Origin of the sequence: Nitratifractor salsuginis DSM 16511 (assembly GCF_000186245.1) — a bacterium.
GTDB classification, from domain to species: Bacteria; Campylobacterota; Campylobacteria; order Campylobacterales; family Sulfurovaceae; genus Nitratifractor; species Nitratifractor salsuginis.
On sequence record NC_014935.1, the window covers coordinates 962,592 to 977,556 of the forward strand.

Sequence of the window (14,965 nt, forward strand, 5' to 3'; positions counted from 1 at the left end):
GAACCCAGCAGGAGGGCCTATGAGTCGACGACATCGCAGCGGCAAAAGTCAAAAAACTTCCGCCGTTCTTCAGAAAGAGAATTCAAATAAGACAACGGCACCCCAAAAGAGCGGTGGAAATGATCCGGCCGCTGACGTGAATCAATCGGTGTCGACCCAAACGAGTGGGTCCTCTGCCGATTCCGTTGCCGAGCAGAATGCCGTTCACGGCACCGGCAAAATAGCGGTGCGGGGCCTCAGCAGCGAAGAGGCGAAAAAGCGCCTGGCCCGGTACGGCCCCAACGCGATCGAAGAGAAAGAGGAGAGCTGGTGGCACCGGCTCTTCCGGCGTTTCTGGGGGCCCATCCCCTGGATGATCGAAACGGCCGCCATCCTTTCGGCCCTGGCCCGGCGTTGGGAAGACTTCACCATCATTATGGTGCTGCTGCTGGTGAATGCCATCGTGGATTTCTATCAAGAGTCCAAAGCTCTCAGCGCCATCGCCGTGCTCAAAAAGAAGCTGGCGCGCAAAGCCCTGGTGCTCCGTGACGGCAAGTGGCAGGAGATCGATGCCAAAGAGGTCGTGCCCGGGGATATCATCAAAGTCAAGATCGGCGATATCGTCCCTGCCGACGCCAAGCTGCTGGGGGGTGGGGATTTCCTGCTGGTGGACCAGTCGGCTTTGACGGGCGAATCGCTGCCGGTTGATAAAAAACCGGGTGACGAGCTCTATGCCAACGCGATCATCAAGCAGGGTGAGATGCTGGCTCAGGTTACGGCGACGGGGCGCAATACCTACTTCGGAAAGACCGTCGGCCTGGTGGCCAAGGCGGAGCGGGAAGAGCGCAGCCACTTCCAGCAGATGGTCATCAAGGTGGGCAATTTCCTCATCTACATTACCCTCGTGATGATCGCCATCATCGTTTGGCATGGCCTGAAAACCCATCAGCCCACCGTCGATCTGCTCATTTTCGCTCTGGTGCTGACCATTTCTGCGATTCCGGTAGCGATGCCCGCCGTCCTGACGGTCACGATGGCGATCGGGGCGCGGGTGCTGGCGGCCAAGCAGGCGATCGTCAGCAAACTGGCTTCCATCGAGGAAATGGCGGGAATGGATGTGCTCTGTTCCGACAAGACAGGGACACTGACCCAGAATAGAATGAGCCTGGCCGAGCCCTATGTGATCGATAAATATGATGCGGATACTCTGATGCTCTACGCCGCGCTGGCCAGCAAAGAAGAGAACAACGACCCCATCGAGAAACCGATCTTCGAATACATCGATTCCCATCATCTCCACGACAAACTCGCCCAGCATAAATTGGCCAAGTTTCTCCCCTTCGATCCGGTCCACAAACGCACCGAAGGGCTCTACAAAACCGGGGAGTGCACAGTCTATACCAAAGGTGCCCCTCAGGTGATCATCGAGCAGTGTGACGAGAAGGAGTTCGACAAGAAGGCGGCCTACGCCCAGGTGGAAGCCTTCGCCGAAAAGGGTTTCAGGACTCTGGGGGTCGCCTACCGGAAGTGTGAAGAGGATCTCTACCATTTCGTGGGCCTGATCCCGCTTTTTGACCCGCCGCGCCCTGACTCCAAGCAGGCGATCGCCGAGGCGAAGGCCAAAGGGGTCGAAGTCAAAATGGTCACCGGCGACAATATCGCCGTGGCCAAATACATCGCCAAGATCCTGGGGATCGGCGACAACATCAAAGATGTCCGGGAACTCAAGGGCGAATCGATCACCGAATATCTCTACCTCTCCCAAGTCCTGGCCAAGGCGATCGCCGAGCAGATGCATCCCGACGCCAGCGACGAAGAGATCGCCAAACAGGTCGATGCGATCATGAAGAAGGTCAAGCGGGAACTCTACAATATGCCGATCCCCAAAGGGACGGTCAAGAAGCACGAATCGGAGATCATCGCCGCCATCGAAGAGGCCAACGGCTTCGCCCAGGTCTTTCCCGAAGACAAATATTTCATCGTCGACGAGCTGCAAAAGGCCGATCATATCGTCGGTATGACCGGCGACGGGGTCAACGACGCTCCCGCGCTCAAGAAGGCCGATTGCGGAATCGCCGTCAGCGGAGCGACCGACGCGGCGAGAGCGGCGGCGGATATCGTCCTGATGGCCCCGGGTCTTCGGGTGATCGTGGACGCCATCAAAGAGGCGCGCAAGATCTTCGAGCGGATGAAGAGTTACACCATCTTCCGGATCGCCGAGACGATCCGGATCATCATCTTTATGACCCTGGCGATCGTCATCTACGATTTCTACCCCATCACCGCGATTATGATCATCGTCCTGGCGCTGCTCAACGACATCCCCATCATGACCATCGCTTACGATAACACCAAGATCCGGGAAAAACCTGTGCGCTGGGATATGAAAGAGATCTTTGTCCTTTCCAGCTGGCTGGGGCTGGCGGGAGTGCTCTCATCCTTTTTGCTTTTCTGGCTCCTCATCTCGGTGATGCATCTACCGCTGGAGTTCGTCCAATCGGCTTTCTTCGCCAAACTGGTCATTGCCGGGCACGGCACCATCTATAACACCCGGATCGATGATTGGTTCTGGAAACGTCCCTGGCCCTCCTGGACTCTTTTCGGTGCGACCTTCTCCAGCCGGGTCGCGGGGACGATCATCGCTGTCTATGGCTTTGGATTGATGGAGCCGATCGGCTGGGCCTGGGCCTTGTGGATGTGGGCCTACGCTTTGACCTGGTTCGTTTTCAATGACGTGGTCAAGATGGCGGTCCTGCGCTATTATCGAAAAAAATATCATGAAGATGTGATCTAAAAGAGGAGTAGACAATGAAGAAAAAAGAGTACAAAAAGCAGCTCTATGAGCTTCAGGTACAGTTGGTCAAATTCCAGCGCCATGTCATCGAGAACGATATCAAAGTCTGTGTCGTCTTCGAGGGGCGAGATGCCGCCGGCAAGGATGGGACCATCAAGCGCTTTCTGGAACATCTGAGCCCAAGGGAAGCCCGCGCCGTGGCTCTGGGCAAGCCCAGCGACCGGGACAAGAAGTCCTGGTACTTCCAGCGCTATGTCCCCCATCTCCCCGCCGGGGGAGAGATGGTCTTCTTCAACCGCAGCTGGTACAACCGCGCCGGAGTGGAACCGGTGATGGGCTTTTGCACCAAAGAAGAATACGAAGCCTTTATGCAGGAGGTGGGAAGCTTCGAGCAGATGCTGGTCCACTCGGGGATGATCTTCATCAAATACTACCTCGATATCTCCAAAGAAGAGCAGAAACGGCGCCTGGAGGCGCGCAAAAAAGACCCCCTCAAGCAGTGGAAGCTCAGCCCCATCGATATGCAGGCGCAGAAACTCTGGAAAAAGTATTCCAAATACCGCGACCGGATGTTCGAGCGGACCTCTTTTGTCTTCGCTCCGTGGTATGTGGTCCACAGCGACGACAAAAAGACGGCGCGGATCAATGTGATGAAGCATTTCCTCTCCCAGGTGGATTACCCGGAGAAGGACGAAAAGCTCCTCATCTACGACAACGACGTTGTCTGTGAATTCGACCCCGTCTGTTACGAGAAAGGGCTCATCGCACCATGACGCATTTTCTGGCCCCCGATCTGATCCATTTCATCCTGACCGTCACCTTCGGTTTTCTGATCGGATTGGAGATTCGCAGCTATCGGGAACATTTCCATCCCGACAAGCCTCAGGATTTTTTCGGCACGGCCCGTACCTATACCTTCGTGGCTATCCTGGGTTATCTTTTCTATCGTCTCGACCCCGATCGGCTGATCCTCTATACGACGGTATTGATCGGCTTGACGATGCTTTATGCCATCTTCTATGCCTCCAAGGTCAGGGAGGGGCGGCACAGCATCCTGCTCTATCTGGTCCTTCTTTCGGTCTACGCTTTCGGTCCGCTGACCCAGCGTTTTCCGCTTTGGATGCCGGCGCTGCTTTTCGTGCTGATCGTCTTTTTGCTCAATGCCAAGAGCGCGATCAGCCGCTTCGCTCTGCATGTCAATACCTATGAGTTCGAGACGCTGGGCAAGATGGTGCTCCTCTCGGCGGTGATCCTGCCGATCCTGCCCGATACGAGGGTGCTGCCCTATATCCCCCTTTCTCCCTTCAAGATCTGGCTGGCGGTGGTCGTCATCTCCGCCATCAGCTACGGCGGTTATCTGGCTCAGAAGTATTTCTTCCCCAATCGGGGTTATTTCCTTACCGGGATCATCGGCGGGACCTACTCTTCGACGGCCACGACGGTGGTTTTGGCCCGCAAGGCCCGGCAGATGGGGGGCAACCCGCTCATCGACGCCGGGATCATAGCCGCCACGGCGGTAATGTACCTACGGCTGATCGTCGTCGCCTTTGTTTTCAACGTAACGGTGGGGATGAAACTTCTGGTCCCTTTTCTGATCCTCTCTGTTCTGGGAATACTCTTTTCCCTGCTCTATATCCGCCAGGGAAAAGCTGCGGAGGGAACCCCTGATTTCGTCGACAACAACCCTCTGGAGCTCAAGACCGCCTTCGCTTTCGCCTTTCTCTTCGTCCTGATGATGATGGTCACCACTTACGTGACCCATCATTACGGTATCGAAGGGTTGAAGGTGCTCTCCTTTGCCGCGGGTTTGACGGACATCGATCCCTTCGTCCTCTCGCTGCTGACGGGAAAATATACGGTCGGGATGGAGCAGATCGTCTCCGCTATCGTCATCGCTGCGGGGAGCAATAACCTGCTCAAAGCCCTCTATGCCCTCTGGTTCGGCGGCCCGAAGGTCACGTGGCGGTCGGCACTCTGGATCATGGTTCTGGGGATCCTCACTATTGCCTATGGGCTTTACATCTAGATCAATTGGAAAGGAAAGATATGAAAAAGAAAAAACTACCGGTAGAAAATACGAAACTTCCCTGGGAACACCCCAAACCCAAAACGGAAGATCCCCAGGCATTGAAACTGGTCGAGAAGATCATGCAGAGCCCGACCTACCGCCTGGCGGAGGAGGATACCGATTTCCTCAAATCCTACGAGACCCGGGGGAACCGGCTGGAGCTCGACTACCTCAAGCCCGAACTTCACATGGCCCGCGCCGGGATCGAGCATACCATCGTGGTCTTTGGTAGTGCACGGATCCGGGAGCGCAAGACGGCCATGGCCAACCTGGAAGCGGTGCAGAAAAAGCTCAAAGCCGATCCCGATAATGAAAAACTGATGCAGGAGCTCTATGTGGCGGAGCGGATGCTGGAGAAGAGTATCTACTATGACGACGCTCGGATGTTCGGCCGCTATGTCAGCCGCAGCGGGAAGGGCCCCGGCGACAGCCGAGTGGTGATCATGACCGGCGGGGGCCCGGGGATCATGGAAGCGGCCAACCGTGGGGCTCACGACGTAGGGGCCAAGAGTGTGGGGCTCAATATCCATTTGCCCCATGAACAGTTCCCCAATCCCTACATCACGCCGGAACTCTGTTTTCAGTTCCACTACTTCGCCATCCGTAAACTCCACTTCTTCCTGCGGGCCAAGGCTCTGGTGGTCTATCCCGGCGGTTTCGGGACCCTCGACGAGCTCTTCGAGATCCTCACCCTGGTACAGACCCACAAAACTCCGCCCATTCCGGTGGTCATTGTGGGCAAGAGCTATTGGAACAAACTGATCAATTTCGACTTTCTGGTGGAAGAGGGGACCATCGCCCCTGAAGATCTGGAGATTTTCCACTTTGCGGACAATGCTGCTGAAGCATGGAAACACATTCTCGATTGGCATGAGACTTACAACACTCCTCTGGTAGCCAAGGGGGAGAAAACAGGTATGGAAAGAGAAAAGTGATATCCGGAAATTCATTAAAATATATTGGGTTTATGTGTTCGATAGGTATTTAACTTTAGTTAAAGAATATGACGCATAATATTTGCACAAAACCCACTAAAGGATAAAAAATGAAAAAGTTGATGATTTCAGCAGTCGCAGCAGCGGTTTTGAGCGGAGGAGTCGCCTCGGCGGCCACACAGCAGAAGCGTGCCGTACTTCATAACGAAGTAGCCGGGGCCAATTATTACAGTATGCAGAAAAAAGCCGCCCGTGCTTTTATCCCCGAAGCGATCAAAGCCCATCACGCCGCTACGCCCAAGCCTCCCAAAGAGATTCTGCAAGCCTTTGGCGATACCGTGCATGCCGTGCAGGCGATCCAGCACAAAGATACCAAAGCGGCCCAAAAATATTTGACCGAAGCGGATAAACTCTTCAGCGAAATGCTGAAAAAGCATCCCGAGCTCAAATTCGTTCCCATCAACGAAGTAATCATGGTCAACGATGTGATCATCACGCCCGAGGGGGCCAAGAAGATCGTCGACACGTCCAGGGAACTGCTCAAGTATTACCGGACTCAGGCGGCCAGGGATCTGCTTGTGCCTATGAAGGATGAGATGGACGTAATGACTTCCTATTTGCCGATGGCACTCTATCCGGTAGCGACCAAAAAGGCCCTGGCGGCGGTCAAAAAGGGGGATGTCAAAAGCGCAATAGCGATCTTGGCGGATGCTTTCAATACCATCATGACGGTCAAGACCGTGATTCCCATTCCCCTCCTGGCGGCCCAGGATTTCGTACGCCAGGCCGCGGCCCTGGATAAGAGTAAGAAAGAGGAAGCCCTTAAGTTCCTCGAAGCGGCCAAGGCTGAATTGCAAAAAGCTTACTACTTCGGCTATACCGATACGCGGAGCAAAGCCTATAAGGATCTCTACGACCAAATCAACGCCATCGAAAAAGAGATCAAGGGCAAGAATATGGTCGAAAAGATGTACGAACATCTCAAGAGCTCTTTCAAGAATCTCATCGGCAAGATCTATTCCGACATGCGCGATACGGTCGCAGCCGAAGAGGCGAAAGTTATGAAAAACCCCAAAATGATCAATGGAGCCCCTTCGGCGAAGGCAAAAGAGGAGGAGCTGCAGGAGAAGCAGAATTTCGAAGCCAAAATGAAGATCTCCGAATTCGGCAAAGAGGTCGAGGCAGATCTCAAAAAAGCGCCGGTCAACGCGAAGTAAGCGTTGCTCCCCTTTGGGGGAAAGGCTTTTTCAAGCTTTTAGAGAAGGTTTGAAAAAGCCTTAGAGAGATCGTCTAATTCAGTGCAAAGACAAGCAGATACAGGGGCGGCGGCTTCAGCCCCCGAAATCAGCTTTTTAATCTTCATACTTTTAGCTAATGCGACTAAAGTCGCATCTCCCAGTCTTTTTGCGTTTTCTTAGCTATTAAAAAGAACTTCATTCAGAAAGATTTGCAGAGCCTAAACCCTCTTCGATCTCTTCCAGCTCCGAATCGTTCAAACGGGCTTTTTTCAACTCTCTCCATACATAAACCGTGACGCTGAGGATCACGAATCCCAGAAGAATCAGGGAGAACCAGGCCGCCTGTTTCTGCGCCGCGGCTCCGTCGCCGAAGATATAGCCGATGAGGAGCATAAAGCCGACCCAGATCAGGTTGGCGGCGAAGGTGAGGGGGATGAAATGCTTCAGCGGCATATGGGCCAGGCCCGCCGGGATGGAGATATACTGGCCCAGTCCCGGAGTCAGCGGAGCCAGGAAGACCGAGATCTTTCCGTGACGTCTGAAGAAGTAGGCGGTCTTTCTGATGACCGGTTTGTGGCCCAGGAAGCGGTGGACCAGGGTGCGTGCCAGGGCGTAGTTGATCAGGGCTCCGCTGAGGCTGCCCAGAGCTCCGGCCAGCAGGAGCAGGGTGAAGCTCTTCTGCCCCGTGGATGCCAGATAGCCCGAGGGAATGAGGAGAATTTCGCTGGGGACGGGGATGAAGGTCCCTACCAGCAGCATATAGAAATAGACGCCGATATAGCCGAGGGTATCGGCGAAGTGGAGCAGAATTTGGGTGAGGGTGTGGAGCATCCCTAAATCCCGAGGACCTTGAGGGCCCCCTGGATCGTGGAAGCGGTGGCATTTTCGATATGTTTATGCAGATGCAGAGGATGCATCAGCATCTTGACCGCCATTTTGTAGGGGTAGAACTGCTTGGCGAACTCTTTGGTCCGGGCTTTGAAGGCGTCGAAATCCTCTCCGGGGGCGATATATTTGTGGGCGATGAAGACATCTTCGTCGCTGGCCATCTTGAGTCGGGCGTAGATCACCTTGGTGATATCGGTGCGGCCCAGGTGCTCTTCTTTATTGTATTTCTCGAAGCCTTTGTCAAACTCTTCGTAATGGTAGACTTCGTCTTTGTGGATGTTGTGGGCGATCTCGGCGAGGATCGGCTCGTCGATCGATTTGGCGTAGTCGGTCATCGCCCGATAGAGGGTCGAAGTGCCGGTCTCGACGACCATACGCGCCAGCATCTCCCGGGCTCTGCTGGGCTGAAACTCATCCAGGGTGCAGTAGGCGCTGTATTCGTTGCGGAATCCTTCGTAGGCTTTGTCCCAGTCGAATTCGGGCCAGACGGTCTGTACATATTTGCGCAGAGCTTTGCCGTGCTGGAGCTCTTCGGGCTCCCAGGTGCTCTCCAGCCAGCCGACGATCTCCTCGTCCCCGGCGTAGAATTTCGCCAGATTCATCTCATAGAGATCGGAAGTGATCTCGATAAAAGAGGCGATCGCCACGACTTTGAAGAGAAAATCGTTGTCGTGAAGCCGCTCTTTGTTGATGCTGTCGTAGTCGATATCCTGATAATTCCAACGTGCCATTGTGCCGATCCTTTTAAGCGGTTTTTTTATGCACGGCGATCAATTTCGTCGGCCAAATGGTTTTAATTATAACCGAAATATTTTTCATTTTTTGTGACTGGAGTTACTTTTCGATTTGTCCAACCCTGCTATGATTGAACCATATGCCAATGTATGAAAGGATCAGCAATGAGTCAATTTGTCAAATGGTTCGAAGAGATCGGCATCGAGGATGTCCCTGAGGTGGGAGGGAAAAACGCTTCACTGGGAGAGATGTATCGCAATCTCACCGGTGAAGGGGTGCGGGTGCCACACGGCTTTGCGGTGACGGCGACGGCCTATCGGCATGTCTTGGAGTATAACGGGCTCGAGCCCAAGCTCCATGCCATCCTGGACGGCCTGGATTATGACGATGTCAAAGCCCTCCAGGAAGCGGGGGCCAAGTGCCGCGAACTGATCCATAACGCCAAGCTCCCCGAGGATCTCAAAGAGGAGATCCTGAGCAACTACGGAAAGCTCAAAGAGGAGTATGGGGAAAATGTCTCACTGGCGGTGCGCTCTTCGGCGACGGCGGAGGATTCCCCCGAAGCCTCCTTCGCCGGGCAGAACGATACCTATCTGAACATCAAAGGCGACGAGGCGCTGCTGGACGCTTACAAACGCTGCCTCGCTTCCAACTTCACCGACCGGAGCCTCCACTACAAGCACGACAACGATTTCGATTGGGCCAAAGTCTATCTGAGCGTTGTCGTGATGAAAATGGTGCGCTCCGATCTCGGCGCCAGCGGAGTGATGTTCAGCCTCGATACGGAGACAGGATTCAGAGATGTGGTCTTCATCAACGCCGCTTACGGGCTGGGGGAAAATGTGGTGCAGGGGACCATCGACCCCGACAGTTTCTATGTCCACAAGCCGACCTATGAAAAGGGGTACCGGGCCGTGCTCAAGCGCCGTCTGGGCAAAAAAGAGCTCAAGATGGTCTTCACCGATACCCTCAATACCGACAATATCGCCGTGGAGTACACCAAAAACGTGCCGACCAGCGAAGAGGAGCGCAGCCACTACTGCATCAGCGACGACGATGTGATGGTGCTGGCCGACTACGCCATCAAGGTCGAGCGTCACTATTCCGAAAAGGCAGGCTACCAGAAGCCGATGGATATGGAGTGGGCCAAGGATGGTGAAGACGGCCATCTCTATATGGTCCAGGCCCGCCCCGAAACGGTCCAGAGTCAGAAAAAAGGGACGATCCTGGAGATCTATCATCTCAAAGAGCGGGGCAAGGTGCTGGTGAGCGGCCGGGCGGTCGGGACCAAGATTGGCCAGGGCAGGGTCCACTATATTCCCGATGTCAAGCATCTGAGCGAATTCAAACCCGGTGAAGTGCTCGTCGCCGATACCACGACACCCGATTGGGAACCAGTGATGAAAACCGCCGCCGCCATTGTCACCAACAAAGGGGGCCGTACCTGCCATGCCGCCATCGTCAGCCGTGAGCTGGGCATTCCCGCCGTCGTCGGCGCCGAGGGAGCGACGGAGATCCTCAAAGACGGCCAGGAAGTGACCGTCAGCTGCGCCGAGGGGGAGACCGGCTATGTCTACGAAGGGCTCCTTCTTTTCGAGATCGAGAAGGTGGACTTGAGCGATTTGCCCAAACCCAAGACCGAGATCATGATGAACCTGGGCAACCCAGACCAGGCCTTCAGCCTTGCCTCTCTGCCCGTGGACGGGATCGGCCTGGCGCGGATGGAATTTATCATCAACGAATACATCAAAGCCCATCCGATGGCCTTGAAACATCCTGAAAAAGTGGACGAAGAGACGCGCAGGAAACTCGAAGAGCTGAGCCGTGCCTATGAGGATATGGTGGACTTCTTCGTCAAAACCCTCTCCGAAGGGGTCGCGACCATCGCAGCCGCGGTCTATCCCAAACCCTGCGTCGTGCGGATGAGCGACTTCAAGACCAATGAATACGCCACGCTCCTGGGCGGAAAATTCTTCGAGCCCGAAGAGGACAACCCGATGATCGGCTTCCGCGGCGCCGCCCGCTACACCCATCCCGCCTACGAAGAGGGCTTCGCCCTGGAGTGCGCGGCGATGAAGCGGGCCAGAGAGGTGATCGGTATGGAGAACATCATCCTGATGATCCCCTTCTGCCGCCGGGTCCCCGAAGGGGAGAAGGTGGTCGAGACCATGGCCAAATACGGCCTCAAGAAAGGGGAAAAAGACCTCAAGATCTATGTGATGTGCGAGATCCCCAACAACGTCATCCAGATCGACGAATTCAGCAAGACCTTCGACGGCTTCAGCATCGGTTCCAACGACCTGACCCAGCTCACCCTGGGGGTCGACCGGGACAGCGAGATCGTCGCCTTCGACTACGACGAGCGGGATCCCGGCGTGCTGAAGATGATCGAAATGGCCGTCAAGGGATGCCAACGCAATCACCGCCACAGCGGCATCTGCGGCCAGGCACCCAGCGATTATCCCGAGGTGGCGGAGTTCCTGGTCAAGCTGGGCATCGACTCCATGAGCCTCAACCCCGACAGCGTGCTGCGGACCATTCAGGATGTGGTGAAGCTGGAAGAGAAGCTGGGAAGGAAGTAAATTAGTAGTGAGTAGTGAGGAGTGAGGAACTAAAGGGATGACAAAGGATAGATCATGGCAGAGGTCAAGAAAATAATCTCTATGAATGAGGAGATTGCTCGTGAGCTAGAGAATCTTTCCAGAATCTTGGGCATAACGCAAGAAGAGATAATCGAAAGAGCTCTGGGTTTCTATTTTGACCACACTGACGCAATGATTGCCGAGAAGATTTCCCGCGAAATTCGTGAAGGAAAAATGATAGTGCGTGATGCTGATGATGTTTTTCCGATCTCTCGGCTTATGTGAAGATATCGATCAACAATCCAATAACAATACAAAAAAGGAGACAACATGATCAGAGAAGACTTTCGTGACTTCCTCCCCGCCGATGTCCCGGCGGACAAGGAGAAGGAGTTTCTGGAGAATTTCGAGAAGAGCACGGGCGGAAGTGGACGGTTGATGCTCTTTGCCGGGGACCAGAAGGTAGAGCACCTCAACAACGACTTTCATGGCGAGGGGATCCCCGAGGAGGACAACGACCCCGAGCATCTCTTCCGCATCGCCAAGATGGCGAAGATCGGGGTCTTCGCGACCCAGTTTGGGCTCATCTCCCGCTATGGACGCGATTACAAGGATGTTCCCTACCTGGTGAAGCTCAACTCCAAGACCAATCTCGTCCCCTACGACGCTAAGGACCCCTATAGCCAGCAGTGGCTGGAGGTGGAGGATGTGGTCCGTTTCCGCGACAGCAGCGGCCTGGATATCCGCGGCGTGGGCTACACCGTCTATCTGGGGGGCGAGCACGAGCACTCCATGCTGCGTGAAGCGGCCCGAATCGTTCACGAGGCGCATAGCCACGGAATGCTGGCGGTGCTCTGGATGTATCCCAAAGGCCCCTTCGTCAAAAACGAGCATGATCCTCATCTCATCGCCGGGGCTGCCGGGGTCGCCGCCTGTCTGGGGGCCGACTTCGCCAAGGTGAAGGTCCCCTACGACAAAGAGGGGCAGCCGCTGCCCGAGCTCCTGCAGGAGGCTACCACCGCCGCCGGGCGCACCGGGGTACTCTGCGAAGGGGGCTCCAGGATCGACGAAGAGACCTTCCTGCGCCAGCTCCACGAGCAGATCCATATCGGCCACAGCCGGGGTAACGGCACCGGACGCAATATCCATCAGCGCCCCCTGCAGGAGGCGGTGAAGATGGCCGATGCCATCTATGCCGTTACCTGCGAGAATAAGAGTGTGAAAGAGGCCTTGGAGATCCTGGCGTAAGCAAGGATCCGGTCGTTAGTCGTTGGTTGTTGGAAAAGGTTGGAGGGGGCTGTATGGCCCTGGCGCAATCTGATAGTTTGCATAACAGCGGAGGCGAGCCCTGGCTAATATGAATAAATATAAAGGAAACTGAATGAAACAATATGATCTGGTCGTCATCGGGGCCGGTCCCGGGGGCACGCCCGCAGCTATGATGGCGGCACGCTTCGGGAAGAAGGTCCTGCTGATCGACAAACGGGGAGAGCCGGGTGGCGAATGCCTCTTCGAAGGGTGCATCCCCTCCAAGATCCTCGAGAACGCCGCCAACCGATACGCCTTGCTCAAAGAGGCGAGATCGTTCCATATCGATCTGGATGGAGCGGCGCAGATCCACTGGGAAGAGGTGATCGCCGACAAAGATGTGCTCCTTGAGCAGCGTGCCCAGGCGGCGCTGGCCTCGTTCAAAGTGCTGCCGAGCCTCGACTTCCTGGCCGGGGAAACGGCCTTTGTCGATGCCCATACCATCGAGGTGAACGGGGAACGCTACGGCTTCGAGCATGCCATTGTGGCTACGGGGGCTTCGGCCCATATCCCCCCGCTGAAAGGGGAGGGGGTCTCCAGAGCCTGGACCAACGCCGATATCTTCAAAGCGAAAGAGCTCCCCGAAGAGATCGCCTTTATCGGGGCGGGGGCCATCAGCTGTGAATTGGTGCAAATGTTCGCCAAGCTCGGGGTGAAATGCCACATCCTCGAGCGCGGGCCCCGCATTCTCAAGCGGATCGACGAAGAGGCGGCCCTGATCGTGCAAAAGCGGATGCAGGAGCAGGGGATCGAGGTCCTCCTCAATGTCGGCTTCGATTCCATCGATGGAGATGAAGGAGATTTCACGATTCGCTATACCCAGGAGGGCGCAGCCAAGACCCTCAGGGTCCCGCACCTGCTCATCGCCACGGGGCGCGCCGCCAATGTGGAGGGGATCGGCCTTGAAAAGGCCGGAGTCGAGTTCGACCGCCATGGCATCAAGGTTGACGGCGGAATGCAGAGCACCGTCCCCCATATCTATGCGGTAGGCGATTGCGCCGTCGGGCCCAAGTTCGCCCACTGGGCCACCTACACCGCCGGTGTCGCCATCCACAACATCTATGCTCCTACGCGCCACGAAGCCCAGGAAGAGAAGCTCAGCTGGGTGCTCTTCAGCGATCCCCAGATCGCCTCGGCGGGCCTTTCCGAGGCCGAAGCGGCCCAAAAGGGCTTGGAAGTGAGCGTGGAGAAATACGATTACGCCGCCGATGCCCGGGCCCAGATCGACAAGGATGCGGAAGGCTTCATCAAATTCGTGGTGGAGACGAAAAGTGGAGTGATCAAGGGGGTCCAGGTCGTTAGCTACGACGCTTCGAGCCTGGCGGGGGAAGCTTCGCTCATTGTCGCCAATGCCATGACGGTGCTGCAGGTTATGGGGGCCATCCATCCCCATCCCACGCTCACCGAGGGATTCGGCAAACTGGCTCAGAGCCTCTTTTTTAAATCTATGATGAACCGGAGACGTTAAATGCACAAAGAGAAAAAGAGACGCAAATTCAATTGGGGGCGCTATCTCAAAGTCTCCTTTGTTTACTTCATCGTATTCATCATGGTTTCACTGCTGATCGATTACTATGCGATGATGGCTTTCAATTTCCTCTGGTTCGTTTTCGGCTCCGCAGTCGCTGCATTGATCGTCAGCTACATCCACGTCAAAAGTGGTAAAAAGGATCATGTGGACGAAGTGGCCGAAGAGTTGCTCTGAATCTCCCACTTTCCGCTCAGGATTTTTCTGAGTGCAACGCAGGTTGCCTCATCTATCCATCATATACCGCTATCATATTCGAGTAATATAAATTTAATAAGGAGGTTCACAATGTGGAACTATCAAATGTGGCCGACTGACTCGGATATGCTGAGCAAGTTTGCCAAACACTCGACCATCGTCGGGATCATTATGGCTATTTTGGGGATCCTGGCGATCGTCTACCCCTTCGTCGGATCCCTCTTTACCCTGGCCTTCGTCGCCTGGCTGATGATCTTCGGCGGTTTCGTCGCCGCCTTCAGTACCGCCAAGACCAATCCCCAGGATTGGCTGGGATGGTTCAAAGCCTTTATCCTGGTCCTGACCGGCGGATTGATGATCTTCAAACCCGCTGTGGGGATCCAGGCCCTGGGCCTCGTTTTGGCGATCTACTTTTTGCTGGACGCATTCGGAGGCTTTGCGATGGGTGCGCTGATGCGCCCCGCCAAGGGATGGTGGCTCTGGACACTTAACGGTCTCTTTTCGCTGATCCTGGCTGTGATTTTCCTCGCATCCTGGATCAATGTGGTCGAAACCGCCTGGCTGATCGGCATCTTCGTCGGGATCAGCCTGCTCTTCGACGGGATCGTCCTGCTCTTTATGGGCAGCCAGCTCAAAAAAGCCGCCACAGAAGCGTAAGCTTCCGGCGACTCGTATACCTGGTTCAATAGTGTGGAGCGAGCGAAAAGAGAGT

At 55.3% G+C, this 14,965-nt stretch carries 13 protein-coding genes; 11 read left to right on the top strand and 2 right to left on the bottom strand.

All coding sequences use genetic code 11. From position 1 onward, the window contains the following. Positions 1 to 19 precede the first annotated feature (19 nt). The 5 genes from NITSA_RS04890 (at position 20) to NITSA_RS04910 (ending at position 6,993) form a co-directional block, all read left to right on the top strand. Positions 20 to 2,773, top strand: coding sequence for a plasma-membrane proton-efflux P-type ATPase (locus tag NITSA_RS04890; RefSeq protein ID WP_013553913.1), 2,754 nt, complete (start codon positions 20 to 22; stop codon positions 2,771 to 2,773). 14 nt (positions 2,774 to 2,787) lie between these two features. Then, positions 2,788 to 3,546 (top strand): polyphosphate kinase 2, encoded by a 759-nt coding sequence (gene ppk2 / locus NITSA_RS04895; protein WP_013553914.1) that lies wholly within the window; start codon positions 2,788 to 2,790, stop codon positions 3,544 to 3,546. Next, a complete protein-coding gene (locus NITSA_RS04900) occupies positions 3,543 to 4,799 on the top strand; it encodes an MgtC/SapB family protein (protein ID WP_013553915.1) in 1,257 nt (418 codons plus the stop codon). The genes ppk2 and NITSA_RS04900 overlap by 4 nt, the downstream gene beginning before the upstream one ends. Positions 4,800 to 4,819: 20 nt before the next feature. Then, positions 4,820 to 5,776 (top strand): LOG family protein, encoded by a 957-nt coding sequence (locus NITSA_RS04905; protein WP_013553916.1) that lies wholly within the window; start codon positions 4,820 to 4,822, stop codon positions 5,774 to 5,776. Between the two features lie 110 nt (positions 5,777 to 5,886). Beyond that, entirely contained in the window at positions 5,887 to 6,993 is a 1,107-nt protein-coding gene (locus tag NITSA_RS04910; RefSeq protein WP_013553917.1) for a YfdX family protein, read from the top strand. Between the two features lie 216 nt (positions 6,994 to 7,209). Here NITSA_RS04910 and NITSA_RS04915 read toward each other — a convergent pair whose 3' ends face one another. Continuing rightward, positions 7,210 to 7,845 (bottom strand): DedA family protein, encoded by a 636-nt coding sequence (locus NITSA_RS04915; protein ID WP_013553918.1) that lies wholly within the window; start codon positions 7,843 to 7,845, stop codon positions 7,210 to 7,212. Positions 7,846 to 7,847: 2 nt separating this feature from the next. After that, positions 7,848 to 8,633, bottom strand: a complete 786-nt coding sequence (locus tag NITSA_RS04920) for a ferritin-like domain-containing protein (protein WP_013553919.1) — start codon at positions 8,631 to 8,633, stop codon at positions 7,848 to 7,850. 168 nt (positions 8,634 to 8,801) lie between these two features. On the opposite strand from NITSA_RS04920, the gene ppsA reads away from it, so the two are divergent. From ppsA to NITSA_RS04950, 6 genes are all read left to right on the top strand, one after another. After that, positions 8,802 to 11,219, top strand: coding sequence for a phosphoenolpyruvate synthase (gene ppsA, locus NITSA_RS04925; protein WP_013553920.1), 2,418 nt, complete (start codon positions 8,802 to 8,804; stop codon positions 11,217 to 11,219). Between the two features lie 54 nt (positions 11,220 to 11,273). Continuing rightward, positions 11,274 to 11,504 carry a ribbon-helix-helix domain-containing protein gene (locus NITSA_RS04930; protein WP_013553921.1) on the top strand — a complete coding sequence of 77 codons (231 nt, stop codon included), beginning with the start codon at positions 11,274 to 11,276 and terminating at the stop codon, positions 11,502 to 11,504. A 45-nt stretch (positions 11,505 to 11,549) separates the two neighbouring features. Continuing rightward, the gene (locus tag NITSA_RS04935; RefSeq protein ID WP_013553922.1) at positions 11,550 to 12,467 is read left to right on the top strand and encodes a beta/alpha barrel domain-containing protein; all 918 of its coding nucleotides are present in this window, start codon (positions 11,550 to 11,552) and stop codon (positions 12,465 to 12,467) included. 133 nt (positions 12,468 to 12,600) lie between these two features. Further along, positions 12,601 to 13,995, top strand: coding sequence for a dihydrolipoyl dehydrogenase family protein (locus NITSA_RS11705; RefSeq protein ID WP_013553923.1), 1,395 nt, complete (start codon positions 12,601 to 12,603; stop codon positions 13,993 to 13,995). Next, on the top strand, positions 13,996 to 14,232 hold the full coding sequence (locus NITSA_RS04945; RefSeq protein WP_013553924.1) for a hypothetical protein: 237 nt from the start codon (positions 13,996 to 13,998) through the stop codon (positions 14,230 to 14,232). Positions 14,233 to 14,343: 111 nt separating this feature from the next. Continuing rightward, complete coding sequence (locus NITSA_RS04950; RefSeq protein ID WP_013553925.1) at positions 14,344 to 14,910, top strand: HdeD family acid-resistance protein; 567 nt, start codon at positions 14,344 to 14,346, stop codon at positions 14,908 to 14,910. Positions 14,911 to 14,965: the final 55 nt, after the last annotated feature.

Excerpts from the sequence above, each read along its gene's own strand:
- NITSA_RS04930 (WP_013553921.1), top strand. The coding sequence starts at position 11,274 with ATGGCAGAGGTCAAGAAAATAATCTCTATGAATGAGGAGATTGCTCGT.
- NITSA_RS04890 (WP_013553913.1), top strand. The coding sequence starts at position 20 with ATGAGTCGACGACATCGCAGCGGCAAAAGTCAAAAAACTTCCGCCGTT.
- NITSA_RS04915 (WP_013553918.1), bottom strand. The coding sequence starts at position 7,845 with ATGCTCCACACCCTCACCCAAATTCTGCTCCACTTCGCCGATACCCTC.
- ppk2 (WP_013553914.1), top strand. The coding sequence starts at position 2,788 with ATGAAGAAAAAAGAGTACAAAAAGCAGCTCTATGAGCTTCAGGTACAG.
- NITSA_RS04900 (WP_013553915.1), top strand. The coding sequence starts at position 3,543 with ATGACGCATTTTCTGGCCCCCGATCTGATCCATTTCATCCTGACCGTC.
- NITSA_RS11705 (WP_013553923.1), top strand. The coding sequence starts at position 12,601 with ATGAAACAATATGATCTGGTCGTCATCGGGGCCGGTCCCGGGGGCACG.
- NITSA_RS04920 (WP_013553919.1), bottom strand. The coding sequence starts at position 8,633 with ATGGCACGTTGGAATTATCAGGATATCGACTACGACAGCATCAACAAA.
- ppsA (WP_013553920.1), top strand. The coding sequence starts at position 8,802 with ATGAGTCAATTTGTCAAATGGTTCGAAGAGATCGGCATCGAGGATGTC.
- NITSA_RS04935 (WP_013553922.1), top strand. The coding sequence starts at position 11,550 with ATGATCAGAGAAGACTTTCGTGACTTCCTCCCCGCCGATGTCCCGGCG.
- NITSA_RS04950 (WP_013553925.1), top strand. The coding sequence starts at position 14,344 with ATGTGGAACTATCAAATGTGGCCGACTGACTCGGATATGCTGAGCAAG.
- NITSA_RS04905 (WP_013553916.1), top strand. The coding sequence starts at position 4,820 with ATGAAAAAGAAAAAACTACCGGTAGAAAATACGAAACTTCCCTGGGAA.
- NITSA_RS04910 (WP_013553917.1), top strand. The coding sequence starts at position 5,887 with ATGAAAAAGTTGATGATTTCAGCAGTCGCAGCAGCGGTTTTGAGCGGA.
- NITSA_RS04945 (WP_013553924.1), top strand. The coding sequence starts at position 13,996 with ATGCACAAAGAGAAAAAGAGACGCAAATTCAATTGGGGGCGCTATCTC.